General features: G+C 72.9%; 17 protein-coding genes. 9 read left to right on the plus strand and 8 right to left on the minus strand.

What is annotated here, in order from left to right:
* The first annotated feature begins 465 nt into the window (after window positions 1-465).
* The 6 genes from WME98_RS21855 to WME98_RS21880 all read left to right on the plus strand — a co-directional run bounded on the left by WME98_RS21855 (window position 466) and on the right by WME98_RS21880 (window position 7,417).
* Window positions 466-1,584 (plus strand): NAD-dependent epimerase/dehydratase family protein, encoded by a 1,119-nt coding sequence (locus WME98_RS21855; protein ID WP_437953038.1) that lies wholly within the window; start codon window positions 466-468, stop codon window positions 1,582-1,584.
* Window positions 1,581-2,681 carry an SDR family NAD(P)-dependent oxidoreductase gene (locus tag WME98_RS21860; RefSeq protein ID WP_437953039.1) on the plus strand — a complete coding sequence of 367 codons (1,101 nt, stop codon included), beginning with the start codon at window positions 1,581-1,583 and terminating at the stop codon, window positions 2,679-2,681. Before WME98_RS21855 ends, WME98_RS21860 begins: the two co-directional genes overlap by 4 nt.
* On the plus strand, window positions 2,678-3,970 hold the full coding sequence (locus tag WME98_RS21865; protein ID WP_437953040.1) for a TIGR04295 family B12-binding domain-containing radical SAM protein: 1,293 nt from the start codon (window positions 2,678-2,680) through the stop codon (window positions 3,968-3,970). The genes WME98_RS21860 and WME98_RS21865 overlap by 4 nt, the downstream gene beginning before the upstream one ends.
* Window positions 3,957-5,147 carry a glycosyltransferase family 4 protein gene (locus tag WME98_RS21870; protein ID WP_437953041.1) on the plus strand — a complete coding sequence of 397 codons (1,191 nt, stop codon included), beginning with the start codon at window positions 3,957-3,959 and terminating at the stop codon, window positions 5,145-5,147. Before WME98_RS21865 ends, WME98_RS21870 begins: the two co-directional genes overlap by 14 nt.
* Window positions 5,138-6,337 carry a CgeB family protein gene (locus WME98_RS21875; RefSeq protein ID WP_437953042.1) on the plus strand — a complete coding sequence of 400 codons (1,200 nt, stop codon included), beginning with the start codon at window positions 5,138-5,140 and terminating at the stop codon, window positions 6,335-6,337. Before WME98_RS21870 ends, WME98_RS21875 begins: the two co-directional genes overlap by 10 nt.
* A 69-nt stretch (window positions 6,338-6,406) precedes the next feature.
* Window positions 6,407-7,417 carry a UDP-glucuronic acid decarboxylase family protein gene (locus WME98_RS21880; RefSeq protein ID WP_063823936.1) on the plus strand — a complete coding sequence of 337 codons (1,011 nt, stop codon included), beginning with the start codon at window positions 6,407-6,409 and terminating at the stop codon, window positions 7,415-7,417.
* Between the two features lie 34 nt (window positions 7,418-7,451).
* Here WME98_RS21880 and WME98_RS21885 read toward each other — a convergent pair whose 3' ends face one another.
* Together WME98_RS21885 and WME98_RS21890 are read right to left on the minus strand one after the other, a co-directional pair.
* On the minus strand, window positions 7,452-8,039 hold the full coding sequence (locus WME98_RS21885; protein WP_437953043.1) for a YybH family protein: 588 nt from the start codon (window positions 8,037-8,039) through the stop codon (window positions 7,452-7,454).
* Window positions 8,040-8,133: 94 nt separating this feature from the next.
* Entirely contained in the window at window positions 8,134-9,159 is a 1,026-nt protein-coding gene (locus WME98_RS21890; RefSeq protein ID WP_437953044.1) for an aldo/keto reductase, read from the minus strand.
* A gap of 733 nt (window positions 9,160-9,892) precedes the next feature.
* Here WME98_RS21890 and WME98_RS21895 point away from each other — a divergent pair.
* Window positions 9,893-11,215, plus strand: coding sequence for a glycoside hydrolase family 5 protein (locus WME98_RS21895; protein WP_437953045.1), 1,323 nt, complete (start codon window positions 9,893-9,895; stop codon window positions 11,213-11,215).
* A 68-nt stretch (window positions 11,216-11,283) separates the two neighbouring features.
* Here WME98_RS21895 and WME98_RS21900 read toward each other — a convergent pair whose 3' ends face one another.
* The 5 genes from WME98_RS21900 to WME98_RS21920 all read right to left on the minus strand — a co-directional run bounded on the left by WME98_RS21900 (window position 11,284) and on the right by WME98_RS21920 (window position 15,084).
* Window positions 11,284-11,880, minus strand: a complete 597-nt coding sequence (locus tag WME98_RS21900) for a 50S ribosomal protein L11 methyltransferase (RefSeq protein ID WP_437953046.1) — start codon at window positions 11,878-11,880, stop codon at window positions 11,284-11,286.
* Window positions 11,881-11,923: 43 nt separating this feature from the next.
* Entirely contained in the window at window positions 11,924-12,595 is a 672-nt protein-coding gene (locus tag WME98_RS21905; RefSeq protein ID WP_437953047.1) for a DUF4291 domain-containing protein, read from the minus strand.
* A gap of 171 nt (window positions 12,596-12,766) precedes the next feature.
* Window positions 12,767-13,801, minus strand: a complete 1,035-nt coding sequence (locus WME98_RS21910) for an NADP-dependent oxidoreductase (RefSeq protein ID WP_437953048.1) — start codon at window positions 13,799-13,801, stop codon at window positions 12,767-12,769.
* 185 nt (window positions 13,802-13,986) lie between these two features.
* Window positions 13,987-14,589: a TetR/AcrR family transcriptional regulator gene (locus tag WME98_RS21915; RefSeq protein ID WP_437953049.1), complete on the minus strand. Its 603-nt coding sequence runs from the start codon at window positions 14,587-14,589 to the stop codon at window positions 13,987-13,989.
* Between the two features lie 162 nt (window positions 14,590-14,751).
* Window positions 14,752-15,084 carry a hypothetical protein gene (locus WME98_RS21920; protein ID WP_437953050.1) on the minus strand — a complete coding sequence of 111 codons (333 nt, stop codon included), beginning with the start codon at window positions 15,082-15,084 and terminating at the stop codon, window positions 14,752-14,754.
* A gap of 348 nt (window positions 15,085-15,432) precedes the next feature.
* Between WME98_RS21920 and WME98_RS21925 the strand changes: the two genes are divergently transcribed.
* The gene (locus WME98_RS21925; protein WP_437953051.1) at window positions 15,433-16,362 is read left to right on the plus strand and encodes a phosphatase PAP2 family protein; all 930 of its coding nucleotides are present in this window, start codon (window positions 15,433-15,435) and stop codon (window positions 16,360-16,362) included.
* Between the two features lie 70 nt (window positions 16,363-16,432).
* Entirely contained in the window at window positions 16,433-16,720 is a 288-nt protein-coding gene (locus WME98_RS21930; protein WP_437953052.1) for a TOBE domain-containing protein, read from the plus strand.
* A gap of 42 nt (window positions 16,721-16,762) precedes the next feature.
* Here the strand turns inward: WME98_RS21930 and WME98_RS21935 are convergent, their stop codons facing one another.
* The gene (locus WME98_RS21935) at window positions 16,763-18,253 is read right to left on the minus strand and encodes a Do family serine endopeptidase (RefSeq protein ID WP_437953053.1); all 1,491 of its coding nucleotides are present in this window, start codon (window positions 18,251-18,253) and stop codon (window positions 16,763-16,765) included.
* Window positions 18,254-18,293: the final 40 nt, after the last annotated feature.

Raw genomic sequence — 18,293 nt, forward strand, 5'->3', positions numbered from 1 at the left:
ATTATTAAGGTTTTCTTCCCGCCTTCCCGCCTTCATGTTCCAAATTGACCACTGCACGCGCACGCGCACGCGCACGCGCACGTGCACGGAAGAGGGAAGACGGAAGAGGGAAGACGGAAGAGGGAAGACGGAAGAGGGAAGAGGGGAGACGGAAGGCGGAAGACGGAGGGCGAGTGAGAGGCGAGAGACGGGGGACGGCGTACCCTCCGGCGCCTCCGGACCCCCGCTAAGGCCCGCGCCGCCCCGAGTTCCCTCTCGAGACAAAGCACCTCCGATCGGTTTGCGACCCCAGAGACCGCATGTTAATCGGTGTCCCCTCGGAGACTCCAGCGCAGCGAGGCGCGGAGCCGGGGGGAGATCGCGGCGCGCGGACGCTCTGTCCGCCGCGCCGTCCTGCGCCGCCCGCTCGCGAGGTGCTCTCTCTCTCGCCGCCCGCTGCTCGTCCAGACCGGAACGGAGCATGATATGCCTGACCATGTCCTGATCACGGGTGGCGCCGGATTCATCGGCTCCCACCTCGCCGACGAGCTGCTCCGCGCAGGCCACCGCGTCCGCGCCCTCGACTGCCTCGTACCCCAGGTCCACGGCCCCGACCGGCGCCGCCCCGCGCACCTCGACCCGGCCGTCGAGCTCATGGTCGGCGACGTCCGCGACCGCGACGCCGTGAGGCGCGCCCTCCACGGCGTCGACGCGGTCGTCCACCTCGCCGCCGCCGTGGGCGTCGGACAGAGCATGTACCGCGTCGAGCGGTACACGTCCGTCAACACCGTCGGCACCGCCGTGCTCGCCGAGGCCCTCGCCGAGCAGCCGGTGCGGAGGCTCGTCGTCGCCTCCAGCATGAGCGTCTACGGAGAAGGCCTCTACCGCCGGGCCAGCGGCGAGCTCGTCGCCCCGCGCAGCCGGCCCGTCGAGCAGCTGAAGCGCGGCGCCTTCGAGATCTGCGCCGCGGACGGCGAGCCCCTCGTCCCCGTGCCGACGCCCGAGGACAAAATACCCGCCCTCGAGTCCGTCTACGCCCTCTCCAAGTACGATCAAGAGCGGCTCTGCTTCATCGCCGGTCGCGCCTACGGCATCCCCGTCGTCGCGCTCCGCCTCGCCAACGTGTACGGCCCGCGACAGGCGCTCTCCAACCCCTACACCGGCGTGATCGCCATCTTCGCCTCGCGCCTGCTCAACAACCGCCCTCCGCTCGTCTTCGAGGACGGGCTCCAGCAGCGCGACTTCGTGAGCGCGCGCGACGTCGCCGAGGCCTGCGCGAAGGCGCTCGCCGAGGACGCCGCCGCCGGCAAGGCGCTCAACATCGGCACCGGCCGCCCGCGCTCCATCCTCGACGTCGCCGAGGCGCTCTGCAAGGCGCTCGGCAAGCGCGAGATCGAGCCCGAGATCACCGGCCGGTGCCGCGTGGGCGACGTCCGGCACTGCTTCGCCGACACCCGCGAGGCGCGGCGCGTCCTCGGGTTCGCGCCGTCCGTCCCGTTCGAGCGCGGGCTCCTCGAGCTCGCCGGCTGGATCGAAGGGCAGATCGCGCGCGACGGCGCCGCCCAGGCGCGCGCCGAGCTCGAGGCGAGGGGGCTCTCGCTGTGAAGCCGCCCGTCCTCATCACCGGAGGGGCCGGCTTCATCGGCTCGAGCCTCGCCGATCGGCTCCTCCGCGAGGGGGAGCCGGTCCTCGTCCTCGACAACCTCTCGCGCGCCTTCGTCGAGCGGAACGTCGATCTCCTCCGGGAGCGCCACGCCGACGGCGTGGAGGTCCTCCTGTGCGACGTCCGCGACGAGCAGGCCGTGAGCGACGCCGTGCGGCGCGCCTCGTTCGTCTTCCACCTCGCCGCGCAGGTCGCCGTCACGCGCAGCGTCGCGGACCCGGCGCTCGATTTCGAGGTGAACGCGCGCGGCACGCTCAACGTGCTCGAGGCGCTCCGGAGGCTCGATCGCCCGCCGCCGCTCCTCTTCGCCTCGACCCACAAGATCTACGGCGCGCTGGCCCACCTCCCGCTCGAGCGGCGCGAGGACCGGTACCAGCCCCTCTGCGAGCGCGCGCGCGACCACGGCATCTCCGAGGCGCAGCCGCTCGATCTGCGGAGCCCCCACGGCTGCTCCAAGGGCGCCGCCGACCAGTATGTCCTCGACTACGCCCGCACCTTCGGCCTCCGCGCCGCGGTGCTCCGGATGAGCTGCATCTACGGCCCCCGGCAGTTCGGCAACGAGGACCAGGGGTGGATCGCCCACTTCGTCGCGCGCGCCATCCGCCGCGACCCGATCACCCTCTACGGCGACGGGCTGCAGGTCCGCGACGCGCTGTTCATCGAGGACCTCGTCGACGCCCTCCTGCTCGCGCGGCGCGAGCTCGAGCCCGCCTCGGGGTGCGCCTTCAACATCGGGGGCGGCCCGGAGAGGGCGGTGAGCCCGGTCGAGCTGCTCGATCTCATCGCCGAGCTCGACGGCCGCCGCCCGGTCGTCTCGCTCGCCGCGTGGAGGCCGGGCGATCAGCGCTACTACGTCTCCGACTGCCGCGCGTTCCAGGCGCTCACCGGCTGGACGCCGCGCGTCGCGCTCCGCGACGGGCTGCGCGCCCTCTATCAATGGCGCCTCGGGGTCGAGGAGCGCCTCGGGGCCGTCTACGGGGACGTGCCCGCGTCCGTCCGGCTGAGCCGCGCGGACCGGCGGCTGGGGGTCGCCTCGTGAAGGTCGCGCTGGTCAACCCGCCCTGGCGCTTCGAGGGCAGCGTCTACGCCGGCTGCCGCGAGGCGCACCTGCCGCTCGAGCTCGGGTACGCGAAGGCGCTGCTCGAGCGCGCCGGCCACGAGGCCGCCCTCATCGACGCGCAGGCGCGCGGGATCGACCTCGGCGTCGTGCGCGCCGAGGTCGCCGCGCTCCGCCCGGACATGACGGTGATCACCACGGCGCCGAGCTACCTCCTCTGGCGCTGCCCGCCGCCCGAGCTGCGCGTGCCCATGGCGGCCGCCGCCGCGCTGCGGGGCCACGGCGGCCTGCTCGTCGCGGTGGGGCCCCACGGCTCCGCCACGCCGCGCGCGGCGCTCCGCAAGCTCGGCGTGGACGTCGTGGTCCTCGGCGAGTGCGAGGAGATCCTCGTCCTGCTCGCGGGCGCGACCGAGTCGCGCTTCTGGCAGATCCCGTCGATCGCCTACCGCAGGAACGGCGTCGATCACGTGCAGGGCGGCCCCTACGCCGCCTGCATGAGGGCGCTGCCGCCCCTGCGATGGGACGCCGCGACGATCGCGCGCCACGCCCACCACCACCACCGCTTCGACGCCGTGCCCGACGGGCCGAGCGCCGAGATGGAGACCTCGCGCGGCTGCCCCCACCCCTGCGCCTCCTGCGCGGCGGCGCGCCTCCGCGACAAGCCCCGGCGGCGACCGCTCGCGACCGTGCTCGACGAGCTCGACGCGCTCCTCGCCCAGGGCGTCCGCCACGTCTACTTCATCGACGAGCTCTTCCTGCCCGACCGGGCGCTCCTTGAGGCGCTCTGCGCGCGCGACGTCGTGTTCGGCGTCCAGCTCCGGATCGACGCCTGGTCGCGCGAGATGCTCGACCTCCTCGGCCGCGCGGGCTGCGTCTCGATCGAGGCCGGCATCGAGCGCGCCTCGGCGGACGGGAGCGACGCGCCCGGAAGGCGGCGCGGCGCGTCGGTCGAGGAGCTCACCGGGCTACTCGTCCACGCCCGGCGGAGCGTGCCGTTCGTCCAGGCGAGCCTGAGCCACGCGGACGCCGACGACCCGGCCGAGGCGGCGTCGTGGCGGCAGCGCCTGCTCGGGCTCGGCGTGTGGGCGAACGAGCCGGTCCCGATGTTCCCGTACCCCGGCTCTCCGGCGTACGCCCGGCGGTGGGGCGCGCCCGACGACGGCGCCTGGGAGCGAGCGCACGCCCATTACATCGCCGAGCACCGGGCGCTCAGCGACCTGCAGGACGGCCCGCCGCTGCCGCTCTCGGAGCTCGAGCATGGCGCGTGGTGACGGCGACCTCTCCGGCGCGGCGGCGCCGCGGCCCGGCCGGGTGCTCATGACGGCCGACACGCAGGGCGGCGTGTGGACCTACGCGCTCGAGCTCGCCGCCGGGCTCGCGCGCGCCGGCGTGGCCACGGCGCTCGCGGTCATGGGCGGGCCGCTGGCGCCCGCGGCGCGCGCGGCCGCGGCCGCGATCCCGGGGCTCGAGCTCGTCGAGAGCGCCTACCGGCTCGAGTGGATGGACGACCCCTGGGACGACGTCGCGGCCGCGGGCGACTGGCTGCTCGACCTGGAGGAGCGGACGCGCCCCGACGTCGTCCACCTGAACGGCTACTGCCACGCCGCCCTGCCGTTCCGGGCGCCGCGCGTCGTCGTGGCGCACGCCTGCGTGCTGTCGTGGTGGCGCGCCGTCCACCGACGGCCGGCCCCGGTCCGGCACGACGTCTACCGGGCGCGCGTCGCGGAGGGGCTCCGCGCCGCCGAGGCGGTGGTCGCGCCGACCGCGGCCATGCTGAGCGCCCTCGCGGGCGAGTACGGCGCGCTCGGCCTGGGGCGCGGCCACGTCGTCCCGCACGCGCGCGACCGCCGGCGGTTCGCGCCGGCCCCGAAGGAGCGGTTCGTCTTCGCGGCCGGCCGGCTCTGGGACGAGGCAAAGAACCTCGCGGCGCTCGAGAAGGTCGCGCCGCGCCTCCCGTGGCCCGTGCTCGTGGCCGGGAGCGACGTCGCCCCGGGCGGCGTCGGCCGCCGCGCCGGGGAGAGCCTCTGCTCGCTCGGGTGGATGAACGAGGGCGAGCTCGCGTGGTGGATGGGCCGCGCCGCGATCTACGCCTTCCCGGCGCGGTACGCGCCGTTCGGCATGTCGGTCCTCGAGGCCGGCCTCTCCGGCTGCGCGCTCGTGCTCGGCGACCTGCCCAGCCTGCGCGAGCTCTGGCGCGACGCCGCGGTCTACGTCCCCGCGGACGACCCGGGCGCGCTCCGCGGCGCCCTCGACCAGCTCATCCAAGACGCCGCGCGCCGCGAGGCGCTCGGCGCGCTCGCCCGCCGGCGCGCGGTGCGCTTCAGCCCGCACGCCATGGCCCGCCGCTACCTCGAGGTCTACGCCGTCGCGCGCGCGGCCCGGCCGGAGGCCGCCTCGCGGGCCTGCCCTCCCTCGACGCCCACGCCTTGCGGGACACCATGCGAATAGCCCTCTTCTGTCACTCCTTGCTCTCCGACCGGGACCACGGGCACGCGCACTTCCTCCGCGGGATCGCGGCGGAGCTCGACGCCCGCGGCCACGACGTCCTCGCCTTCGAGCCGGAGGACGCCGCGGGCGCCGAGCGCTTCGAGGCCGAGAGCGGCCCGGCCGCGCCGTGGGCGTCGGCCGCCGTGTACCCGCGCCTCTGCCCGCGCCGCTACGCGCCCGCGGCGCTGGACCTCGACGCCGCGCTCGCGGGCGTCGACGTCGTGCTCGTCCACGAGCGGAACGACCCCGAGCTCGTGCGGCGCCTCGGCGAGCACCGCGCGCGCACCGATCGCTACCGCCTGCTCTTCCACGACACGCACCACCGCCTGCTCACCGATCCGGCCGCGATCGTGCGCCGCGATCTCTCGGGGTACGACTGCGTGCTCGGCTTCGGAAAGAGCCTTTGCGATCTCTACCTGCACCGCGGCGTCGCGCGGCGCGCCGTGGTGTGGCACGAGGCCGCCGACGCGCGCGTGTTCCGGCCGCTGCCGGGGGTCGAGAAGGAGCGCGACCTCGTGTGGATCGGCAACTTCGGCGACGGCGAGCGGACGGCGGAGCTCCGCGAGTTCCTGATCGAGCCGGTGAGGGCGCTCGGGCTGCGCGCGCGCGTGCACGGGGTGCGCTACCCCGACCACGCGCTCGCGGCGCTCGCGGACGCCGGCATCGAGTACGCCGGCTGGCTGCCCAACCACCTCGTCCCCGACGCCTACGCGCGCGCCCGCGTCACGGTGCACGTCCCGCGGCGGCCGTACGCCGCGCTGCTCCCCGGCATCCCCACGATCCGGCCGTTCGAGGCGCTCGCGTGCGGGATCCCGCTCGTGAGCGCGCCGTGGACCGACGCCGAGCGCCTCTTCTCGCCCGGCCGCGACTACCTGGTCGCGCGCACCGGCGCGGAGATGACGGAGCACCTGCGCGCGCTCCTCGCGGACCCCGGCTTCGCGCGCGGCGTGGCCGAGCACGGGCGCCGGACGGTGCTCTCGCGCCACACGTGCGCGCACCGGGTCGACACGCTCCTCGACGTCGTCGACGAGCTGCTCCTGCGGCCGTCGCCCTGGCTCGCCGGCGACGAGGAGGACGAGCTCGAGCGGAGCGGCGCGGCGTCCGGGGTCCGCCGCTGCGACCCGGCGCATCACCGGAGCCCGCTCGCGTGAGGCGCGGCGCGGGCGGGCGTGGTCTCGGCGCCCCGCGAGGGGCGGGCTTGCGACAACGGAGGTGTTCCGATGGTGGACGCGAACGGGAGAGCGGTGGGGAGGAGCATGCGCATCCTGGTGACGGGGGGCGCCGGCTTCGTGGGCTCGCACCTGTGCGAGCGGCTCCTCGCGGATGGCCATGAGGTCATCGCGCTCGACGACTTCTCGACGGGCTCGCCGACCAACGTGGCCCACCTGATGCGGAGCAGCCGCTTCTGGCTGGTCGAGCGCGACGTGACGCTGCCCTTCGACTACGAGATCGACCGGGTCTACAACCTGGCGTCGCCTGCGAGCCCTGCGCGTTATCAAGGCGATCCGGTGCGCACCACGATCACGAACGTGATGGGCACGCTGCACGCGCTCGAGTGCGCCGAGCGGCACGGCGCGCGGCTGCTCCAGGCGTCGACGAGCGAGGTGTACGGCGACCCGGACGTGCACCCGCAGCCGGAGAGCTACCTCGGCCGGGTCAACCCGATCGGGGTGCGCGCCTGTTACGACGAGGGCAAGCGCTGCGCGGAGTCGCTGGTGATGGACTTCCACCGTCAGGGCCGGGCGTCGGGCCGGATCGCGCGGATCTTCAACACGTATGGTCCGAGGATGGCGATCGACGACGGGCGCGCGGTGAGCAACTTCATCGTCCAGGCGCTGCGCGGGGAGGAGCTGACGATTTACGGGAGCGGGGCGCAGACGCGGAGCTTCTGTTATGTCGACGATCTCGTGGAGGGGTGTGTGCGGCTCATGGAGCACCCGGTGGAGGTGGGGCCTGTCAACCTGGGGAATCCGGTGGAGGTGACGGTGCTCGAGCTGGCGCAGGAGATCGTGCGGCTCACGGGCAGCGCGAGCCGGATCGTGTTCCGCCCGCTGCCGGAGGACGATCCGCGAAAGCGTCGGCCGGCGATCGATCTGGCCCGGCGGGCGCTGGGGTTCGAGCCGCGGGTGGCGCTCCGGCAGGGGCTCTACGCGACGATCCAGAGCTTCCGCGCGGCGCTCTCGGGGGCGGGGGAGGGGCCGCGGCGGGGCGAGGCGGCGCTGGCGAGCTGACGGCTCGGCTCGTCGAGCGCCGGCGGAGGCGGCCCTACTGGGCTGGTCTGCCCTGCGGCTCCGCGCCGCGCACCGCGCGGAAAGCGTCGGCGGTCGCCTGCGTGTTCTGCGTCGTCACGAACTGGAGCCGGTCCCCCTCGAGCCGCGCCACGTGGACCAGGATGCCCTGCATGTCGGGCGCGGGTTTGCCGTCGGGCGTGAGGACGCCTGTCAGCACCCATGCCCACCGGACCACCGCGACGTCCGGCGCGACGAAGCGCGTCTCGACGCGCACGCTCTCGAGGCGGCTCTGCCGGAAGACGGTCTTGTGAATGCCAGCGTGGTTTTCCCGGATGGTCGCGCGCCCGTGCCACCACATCCCGAAGATGTTCACGAAGTCCGCGTCCTCGGCGTGCAGGGCGGCGAACGCATCCATGTCGTGTCGGTTCCAGGTATCGTTGAACGCGGCGACGAGCTGCTCCCCGAGCGCCTGCTGCGCGCGCGCGTCGGGCGCTGCCGCGGGCGCCGCCGTGGGCGCGGGCGCCGCCGGCGCGGGCGCTGCCGGCGCGGAGGGCGGCGGTGAGGCGGTGGCGCACGCGAGCAAGAGGAGCGGCAGTGCAGCGGTGGCGAGGGCGCGATGCATCGCGTGCCATTACATCCAGGCGACGCGAGACGTCAACCTGCGGCGCGCCCCGCGGCGACCGACCTGCAGGCGACGGGGGAGGCGCTCGCCGCGCTCACCAGCGCTTCTGGATGTTCCCGATGAAGTTGTAGGGATATCCGATCTCGAACGCGCTCGCGTCGTCCAGCCTCTGCACCTCTTCGGCCGAGAGCTTCACGTCGGCGGCCTTGAGGTTGTCGTCGAGCTGCTCGAGCGAGCGCGCGCCGAAGATGACGGACGTGACCGTCGGCTTGGCGAGCAGCCAGGCGAGGGCGATGGCCGCCGGCGTGGTCTGCTTCTCCTTCGCGATCGCGTTCACCGCGTCGAGCGTCCGCCAGCCGCGGTCGTTGTCGTAATCGGCGAAGCGCTGCTTCCATTTGTCGAGGCGCACGCCCTCCGGCGGCGGCTGGTCCTTCACGTATTTCCCGGACAGGAAGCCGGAGGCGAGCGGCGACCACGGGAGGACGCCGATGCCGAACCGCTTGCACACCGGGATATGCTCGCGCTCGAGGTCGCGCACGAGCAGGCTGTATTGCATCTGCAGCGCGACGAACCGATGGAGGTGCTCGGTCTTCGCGATCCACTGGCTGTCGGTGAGGCGGTACGCCGCGTAGTTGCTCGCGCCGAGGTAGAGGACCTTGCCCGCCCTCACGAGATCGTCGAGCGCGCGGAGGGTCTCCTCCTCCGGCGTCTCGATGTCTTGCATGTGGATCTGGTAGAGATCGATGCGATCGGTCTTGAGGCGCCGCAGGCTGTCTTCGACCGTACGGACGATGCGGTAGCGGGAGGCGCCGGAGGAGTTCGGCCCTTCGCCCATGCGGAAGCGGAACTTGGTGGCGAGCACCACGCGATCGCGGCTCTTGGCCTCCGCCATCCACGCGCCCACGATGCGCTCGGACAGCCCGTCTTGGCCGTAGACGTCGGCGGTGTCGATGAAGCTCACGCCCCGCTCGAGCGCTCGGCTCATGATCGCAAACGACGTCTTTTCATCACAGCCGACCTTGTGCATGAACGACTTCTCGTCCGCCTCCCCGAAGGTCATGGCGCCGAGGCAGAGCACGGGGACCTTGAGCCCGCTGGTTCCTAGCGACCGGTACTCCATGGCGAGCAATCTCCTTTGAAATGCGCGGGAGTATAGCGCTGGGCCACGCGGCGTCGACGCGCGCATCGAGGCGCCCGGCCTCTGCGCCTGCCTCTGCGCCTGCCAACCGCTCACCTCGAGCTTCGCCGCCCGCCCCTGCGGCCGCGCCGGTACGGCAGACCTGCGCCGCATCGCGTCGGTGTGGCTGGCGTCGGTGACGCGAGCAGGAGGCTCGAGGGCGCGTCATGCCGCGCCACTAGATCCGTTCGCCAGGCGCGGACTTCGCGCCCGCGGGCGACCGCCGCGCGCCAGTTTGTGATTGACGTCGGCCATGTGAACGTTCACATTCCGCGCTGCGGAGCTCCTCTCGCCTTGCCCTGAAAGGCCCTCACGCGCACCGGGCCCTGCGCCCTCATGCGCGTTCACCTCGACGGTCGCGCCATGGCTCCAGACGAGGCGCACGCAGGGGGAGGAGCAGCAGTTGGGCTCGGCTGGGACGATATCCGGGCGCACTCCATGCGTCCAGCGACCTGCGATCGTGGCCTGGCTCCGTTGCTGGATCTACAACGACACCGGCGGGAAGCATTATTCTACGGCGATATTGCGTCATGTGCACCTCGCCCTGGGTGAATCCCCAGCGCAAGAACTGGGAGTGATCTCGCGTGGAGGGGGGCTGGAGCGCCAGCTCCCGGCACCTCCGCGCTGCCAGGGGCGAGCTTGTACTTCGCGGCGGACTTCGGTATCCATGTCGTTCATGAACTGCTTGCAACTCTGCCGCTCTGCGGCCACGTCCTGGCTCAATCTCACTGCCCCCTTGTTGATGCTCGTCGCACTGGGGTGCTCCTCGGAGAGCAGCACGAGCGGGAACGCCGGCGGCAGCGGCGGAGGCACGGACACGAGCGGTGTCGGCACGAGCGGTGTCGGCACGAGCGGTGTCGGCACGGGCGGCGCCGGCACGGGCGGCGCCGGCACGGGCGGCGCCGGCGCGGGTGACGCGGGGACGGGCGGTGCCGGCGCGGGGGGGACCGGGGGCTCCGGCGGGAGCGGCGGATCGGCGACGCCGGTGGACGCCGCAGCCATGGTCCCCGACATGGGCATCGGGACCAACATCGGCAACACGCTGGAGAACACCACCGCGTGGGAGACGGGCTGGGGCCAGCCGCTGATCACGCAAGCGTTCATCAACGGCATGGCCAGCCATGGAATCAAGACGGTGCGCGTGCCCGTGGCCTGGGACACCTACGCCGTCAACGGCACGATCGACGCCGCCAAGATGGCCCGGGTCAAGGAGGTGGTGGGCTGGATCGAGGCGGCCGGCATGTATTCGATCGTGAACATCCACTGGGACGGGGGCTGGATCTTCAACGAGGAGAACGCCAACAAGTACAAGCTCACCGACGACGTCAAGACCAAGTTCGCGTCCTACTGGACCCAGATCGCCACGGCCTTCAGCGACGTCGGTCACAAGCTGATCCTCGAGGGAATGAACGAGGAGGGGAACTACTGGGTCAACGGCGTTCGCGACGGGGGGACGCCGGACTACGCCGCCCTGAACGAGATGAACCAGCTCTTCGTCACCACCGTGCGCCAGCAGGGCGGCTACAACGCGAGCCGCGCCCTGCTCATCGCCGGCTTCGTGACGGACATCGACAGGACCTGCGTGAGCGATTTCAAGGTGCCGACCGATCCCGCCGGCACGGGTAGCCTCTTCCTCTCGATCCACTATTACACGCCCTACACCTTCTGCGGCCTCGACACGGTGGAGTCGTGGGGCTCGCCCAAGACGACGTGGGGCACGGACGCCGAAAAGGCGGAGCTGAAGGGCCTGTTCGACAAGCTCGGCGCGTTCAGCGCTGAGCGGAGCATCCCGATCATCCTCGGCGAGTTCGCCGTCACGCTGGGCGAGAACTACCCCCGCGAGCCGGCGTCGCGGAGGCTGTGGATGCAGTCGGTGGTGGAGGCGGCGCAGTCTCGCGGCATCGTCCCCGTGCTGTGGGACACAGGGTCGGAGATCAAGCGCACCGACGGCTCGTTCTCGCCGGAGTGGCAGGCCGTCATGGACGCCGTCGACCGTTAGCGCGGCTGCGGAGGTCGCCCCGGAACAGCAGAAAGGCCGCCAGGGCGCCGAGGCGAGAGGGGAAGACGCTAGGGCCCTCGTCGGGCGGCGAGGCGCCACACGAGCGTACGCCACGCGCCGCGCTCGAAGATCTCCGGCCTTCGTCCGGCGAGGAGCGGCGCATACCGCGCGACGATCTCCGGGACGTCGGTGGACACGAGGCCCGAGAGGATCAGCGTGCCGAGCGGCGCCAGGCGGGCCGCGATGAGGGGGGCGAGCTCGGTGAGCACGTCGCGAAGGATGTTGGCCACGACGATGTCGAAGCTCCCATCCGGCCACGTCGTCGCGAAGCGCACGCGCGCCTCCACGGCGCTCCGCCGGGCGTTCTCCGCCGAGATGGCGATCGCGGCGGCGTCGATGTCGACCCCGATCGCCTCGCCGCCGAGCTTCGCGGCGGCGATCGAGAGGATGCCGGTCCCGCTCCCGACGTCGAGGAGGCGGAAGCCGCCTCGCGGCGCGAACGCCGCGAGCGCCTGAAGGCACATCCGCGTGCTCTCGTGCCGGCCGTCGCCGAAGGCGTGGCTCGGGCCGAGGACGATGGTGCGCTCGTCGGCCTCCGCGTCCCACGGACCGGTGACCACGCGAAAGCGCGCCGGTACTTCGACGATGGTCGGACGGTCGCTCATGCGTCGCCGAGGCCTGCCGCCGCGCGGACGGCCCTCCCGCCGTTCATCGACCTCGCTCCTCTCCGCCCGCCCACCGCTCGAGCCCGACCCGCCTCGCCCCCTCCGCCTCCGCCGGCCAGTACACCTCTTCCCGCGGGATCACGAGCCTCGAGGCGCCCTGGCCCTTCAGCGCATCTCGCTGCTCCGCCACGAGCGCCGAGATGTCCTCCACGCCCACCGTCCACTCCTCGGCGAACCGCCGCAGCGTCGCGCCGCGCAGGCCGAGCTGGATCGCCCTCCGCGCGACCGGCGCGCCCGAGGGATGGTGGTCCGGGTCCCACTGGAGGCGCACGTCCGAGCGCTTCAGATCTCGATTCCACGCCTCCTGGTCCGGGTACAGCTCGGGGACGAAGCTCGACGGCACCGCGGCGGCCAGGATCGCGTCGAACCCCGCGCGCCGCAGGCGGATGGCGAGCACCGCCTCCTGGTCGGGCTTCGTGCCCCAGCCCGAGCGGTACATCATCCAGAGGAAGTTCGGCTTGATCCAGCTCATGCGGCCGAAGCTGAACTCGGGGCCCCCGAGGCGCTGGTGCAGCGCCGCGTGGCGGGCGATCGAGGGCCGGTACGCCTGGTAGACCACGATGGTCTCGGCGTCGAACTGCGCGAGGATGTGGCGCCCCGCGGCGGGCCAGCGGGCGGCCTGCGCAGCGTACGGCTCGAGGACCAGCTTCTCCATCGCTCCCTCTCTCGTCCCTCTCCGGCTTCCCCGGCGCGCCGACGTCGGTCGCGCGAGGCCGCCAGCATAGCGCGCCCGAGCTGCGGACGGCGCCGCGCACGGCAGAGCTGGCGGACCGAATCAGCGTCGCCGCGGAGAGCCGACCTCGCCGCGCTCGCCGGCGGCGGCGCGTCAGCCGGCCGCGACGCGCACCACGAGCTTGCCGAAGTTGCGCCCCTCGAGCAGGCCGATGAACGCCTCCGGCGCGTTCTCCAGCCCGTCGACGAGGTCCTCGCGCAGCTTCACCCGGCCATCGGCGACCCACTCGCCCATGTCGCGGCGGAAGGCCTCGAAGCGGTCGGCATAGTGATCGAGGATGACCAGGCCCTGCATGCGGATGCGCTTCTGCAGCACGGCCGTCATCAGCAGCGGCAGCCGGTTCGGGCCGGGCGGCGGCGTCTCCTCGTTGTAATGCGCGATCAGCCCGACCACCGGCACGCGCGCGCCGACGTTGAGCCGCGGCAGCACCGCGTCGAACACCGCGCCACCGACGTTCTCGAAATAGACGTCGATGCCGTCCGGGCAGGCCACAGCGAGGCGCTCGGCGAGCTGCGGATCGCGGCGGTCGAGGCACACATCGAAGCCGAGCTCCTCGACGGCGTAGCGGCGCTTGTCGGCGCCGCCGGCGATGCCGACCACGCGCGCGCCCTTCAGCTTGGCGATCTGCCCGACCACCGCGCCGACCGCGCCGGTGGCCGCGGCCACGACCACGGTCTCGCCCGGCGCGGGCCGGCCGATGTCGAGCAGGCCGACGTAGGCGGTGAACCCGGGCATGCCGAGCACGCCCAGCGCCAGCGACGGCTGCGCCAACTCGCCGAGCTGCATCAGATCCTGACCGTCCGAGAGCGCGTAGTCCTGCCAGCCGGCGTTGCCGAGCACCAGGTCGCCGTCGCGGAACTGCGGATGCTTGGAGGCGATGACGCGGTTGACCGTGCCGCCCACCATGGGGTCGCCCAGCCGCACCGACGGGGCATAGACAGGTCGGGTTTCGTCCATCACCTGACGCATGTACGGATCGAGCGAGAGGTACAGGGTGCGCAACAGCACCTGTCCTTCGCCCGGCGTCGGTACGGCGACCTCCTCGAGCCGGAAATCCTGCGGCGCCGGCAGGCCGCGCGGACGCGCGGCGAGGAGGACACGGCGGCTGACGCTATCGCTTCGAGGCATGGGCTACTCCGGGGGTGAGGTGTGGTTGACGTGGGGTGGAACAATGTTCTGCTCGCTCGCTCCGGCGCGCCCTCGGCGCACTGGCACTGGCACGGGCGAGGCGAGCGCGGCGTGGACCTTCGAGTAGACCGGTCGTCTAGAAGGCGGGCGCGACGAAAGGCGGGGATGCATGTACCTCTCCCGCCTCAGGCCGTCTGCGCCAGACCCAAGAGCTGCCGCGTGCCGGCCATGGCCGTGTCCAGCGGCGCGCGATCGCGGGCGATCTTGGCCAGCAGACTGGCGCCGAGCCAGCTCTGGTAGAGCGTGACCGCGACCGCGTGCGCGTCCGGCGCGGCCGCCAGCGAGCCGTCCGCTCTGCCCGCCTCGATGCAGCGCGCCAGGCGCTGGATGATGCCGCGGGTGCCGCGCTCCAGCGCCGCGCGCATGCTCTGGGACAGATCGGAGACCTCCGCGCCGAGCTTGACCACGAGACAACGGCTCTGCGCCTCCTCGCCGGTCTGCGAGTCGAGCCAGTCGTGGAAGTAGGCGACCAGCCGCTGCGCGGCCGTGCCCGGCTGCGCCAGGAGCGCGTCCATCCGCGCGAGGTAGCCGGCGAAATAGGCATCGAGCACCGCCTCGCCGAAGGCCTCCTTGGAACCGAAGTAGTGATAGAACGAGCCTTTCGGCACCTGCGCCGCCGTCAGCACCTCGGCCAGGCCGACGGCGGTGAAGCCCTTACGGAGCAGCAGCGGCTGGGCCACGTCGAGGATGTGCCGGCGGACGTCGGTGGCGGCGGCAGTCCCGTTCATGACGTCGCAGCGTAGCATCTAGTAGACCGGTCGTCTAGAAGGGCGAACCTCGCCCAGGCTGGGCAGCCCGGCCGCTGACGAGGCGCGGGCCCAGTTGGGAGCCCGGGGCGCAGGTGGAGCCCGGGGCGCACGTTGAGGCAGCCCGGGGCGGCGACCCGCGCGTCAGGGCGAGGCGTCCCCCTCCTGACAGCGGCCCGCAGTGCACTCGAGCGGGCCGGGCGCGACGCACTCGTACGCGCAGTACCGCCCAAAGCGCTCGTAGTCCTCGATGAGCGCGCGCGCCTCCTCTTCCACATACGCCTTCTTGGCGCTGTTCACGGCCACGAAGCACCCGAGCGGGCAGCCGGGCGACGCATAGACGCATTCCGAGGCGTCGTTGCAGGCGCTCGACTCGGCGACGATCGCGTCGAATTCGTCCTGGATCTCTTCCTCGCTCTTCGCGCAGCTCGCGCAGACGAGGCCGATGATCAAGAGCACCATCCCTTTCGCGCGCATCGACATGCTCCACCTCCGGCAAGAGACCGCGAGCCCCGCGCCTTCAAGGAGCGTTCGCTGCGGCGCGCTGTTCGGGATACCTCACCCTTCCCAGCCTTGGCCTCGCCAGCACGAAAGCGGCACGGGGACGTCCGCGCCTCGAACCCCAGCACGCCCGCCAGCGGCGCACCCCGGTGAGCACCGAGAGCACGTGCGCCGCCCGCGGCGAGCTGCGACGGGTCGAGGGGATGCTGCGCGAGCGGCCGAAGCAAGACACGCGTGTCGCTCGCCCCGTGCGCGCGACCCGCCGCGCGCGCTGCGCCGCAGCGCCGCGCCGGACCGGGCAGCCCGCGTGCTAGAGCTCCGGCCATGGAAGCGCTGGATGTCCGCGCGGATCAGCTCGCCTCGGCGGTCGGCGCGCGGCCCGTTCTGCTGCTCGCGTTGCTCTTGGCCGGGACCGTGGGGGCCCTCCTCGGGCTGGTCGCGGTCGCGCGCCTCTCCGAGCGCCACGCCCGCGCGCTGTGGGGGCGGGCCGCGGGGGCTTACCGCGCGGCGGCCGAGCACCCGATCACGCAGCGGCTCTCCGCCCGGTTCCCCGCGATCGCGCGGGTGCTCCGCGATCTCTCCGCGTCCGAGTACCTCGTCATCCACCTCGGCCTCGGCCTCGCGCTCACCCTGGCCGCGCTCGTGTTCGTCGCGATCGCGCAGGCGGTGAGCGGCGACGCGTGGATCGTTCAGGTCGATCTCGCGCTCGCGCGCGCCCTCCACGCGTCGTCGAGCAGCGCCGGCGTGACGGCGCTCGGCGCCTTCACCCACCTCGGCAGCGGCTGGGCGCTCACGGTGCTGGCCCTCGTCGTGGCCGCGCTGCTGCTGAGCCGACGGCAGCGCGTCCTCGCGGTCGGCTGGCTGATCGCGCTCGCCGGGGGCGGGCTCCTCAACCAGGCCCTCAAGGCCCTGTTCGCGCGGCCGCGGCCGCTGTTCGACGAGCCGCTCGCGGTCGCCGCGGGGTGGAGCTTCCCGAGCGGACACTCGATGGGCACGTTTGTCACGTTCGGCATGCTCTCGTACCTCGGTCTCCTGTTCCTCCGGACGCTCCGCGCTCGCCTCGCGCTCGTCGCGTTCGCGCTCAGCTGGACCGTGGCGATGGGCTTCAGCCGGATGTACCTCGGCGTGCACTACCTGAGCGACGTGCTCGCGGGGTTCGCCGCGGGCAGCATGTGGCTGGCCGTCTGCATCTCCGGGATCGAGGTCGCGCGGCGCCGGCCGGGCAGGGCCGGCGGCCAGCCGCTCCCGGCCTGAACGGTCGCGGCGCCTACGGGCTCTCGGCGCCCGCGCGGAACAATCAGTTCGCCACACTAAGTTACTCCTCGTGGCTGTGAGACTCTCGGCGAACCACGCGGGGACGATCGGACCGCTCGGCACTACGATCCCCCGGGTGAGGGTGGGGATGCAGATCAGCGGCAGGAACAAGATTCCCGGGAAGATCACGGAGATCGTGGTCGGCGACGTGATGGCCAAGGTGGTGATGGAGGGGCCGGGCGGCACGGAGCTCGTCGCGGTGATCACGAGCGACGCGGTGAAGGAGCTCGGGCTCTCGGTCGGCAAGGAGGTGCAGGCGCTCATCAAGGCGACCGAGATCATGGTGATCGCCGAGTGACCGGCGCCGGCGGCGGGCCGGCGCGGGGTGCGCCGCCCGGGCTCACCGCTCCACGAGCACGAAGCGCGTCCGCCCTTCCCGCCACGCCAGGAGGAGCACCGGCCGCTTGTCCGTGGCGTCGACCTCCTGCTTCAGCTGCTCGGGGCCCGTCAGCGGCTTCCGGTTCACCTCCAGGATGACGTCCCCCGGGCCGAGCCCCGCCCGCGCGGCCGGGCTGCCCGGGCTGAGCCCCACGACGAGCGCGCCCTTCACGTCGCCGGGGATCTCGAACCGCCGCCGCAGGTCGTCCGAGAGCGCGGCGACCTCGATGCCCAGCGCGCCCGTCGGCGTCGGCGCGGGCGTGGGCGCCTCCGCCTTCGGCTCCGGCAGCTCGTCGAGGGTCGCGGCGAGCTCCAGGCTCCGGCCGTCGCGGAGCACGCGCAGCTCGACCCGGGTGCCCGGCTTCGTCTCGGCGATGCGCATCCGCAAGTCGCGGCCGTCGTCGAGGTGCTCCCCGCGCAGCGCGACGATCACGTCGCCGCGCCGGAGGCCGGCCTTGTCGGCGGCGCTCCCCGCGGACACGTCGCTGACCACCGCGCCGCGCGTGTCCGGGGGCAGCCCGAGCGCCTCGGCGAGCCCGGGCGAGACGTCCTGGATCGCGACGCCGAGCGCGCCGCGGATCACGCGGCCGTGCTCCACGATCTGGTCCATCACCGCGCGCGCGAGCTTCGAGGGCACGGCGAACCCGATGCCCTGGTTGCCCTGCGCGCCGCGCGCGAGGATGGCCGTGTTGATCCCGATGAGCTCACCCGCCATGTTGATGAGCGCGCCCCCCGAGTTGCCCGGGTTGATGGCCGCGTCGGTCTGGAGGAAGTCCTCGTAGTCGACGATCCCCATGTTGCCGCGGCCGACGGCGCTGATGATCCCCTGGGTGACGGTCTGGCCGATGCCGAACGGGTTGCCGATCGCGAGCGCGAAGTCGCCCACGCGCACCGCGTCCGAGTCGCCGAAGGGCGCGAACGCGAACTCGCCCCCCTCGAGCTTCAGCACCGCGACGTCGGTCTTCGCGTCCACGCCGACGACCGTCGCCTTCATCTCCTGCCGCCCCGGCACGGCGACGCTGACCTGAGTTGCGCCCTGGACCACGTGCGCGTTGGTGATCACGTGGCCCTCGCGCGACACGATCACGCCCGATCCGAGGCTCTGCTCGCGCTGCACGAGCGGGCCCGGCGCCTGGCCCTCCTGGCCGCCCCTGTCGTCGCGCCCGTCGCGCCCGTCGCCGCCCATCCCGAAGAACTCGTGGAAGAACGGGTTCGAGAAGAACGGGACGCGCTCGGGCGCCGGTGGGCGCACGAACCGCACCGAGGAGACGTTCACGACCGCGGCGCTCACGCGCGACACGATCGGCGCGAAGCCCTCCTGGAGCGAGACCGCCTCGCGGGCAGAGGGCGGCACGTCGAGCGGCCCCGGAGCCGGCGGCGGGGTCGCCTCGGCGATCTGCTCGACCCGGCGCTCCGACCGATCCAGGCAGCCGAGCGGAAGCGCGGTGATCATGGCGAGAGGAACGACCCAGCGTGCGCGCATGCCGGCGCGG

Source organism: Sorangium sp. So ce296 (assembly GCF_051529605.1).
GTDB classification, from domain to species: Bacteria; Myxococcota_A; Polyangia; order Polyangiales; family Polyangiaceae; genus Sorangium; species Sorangium cellulosum_D.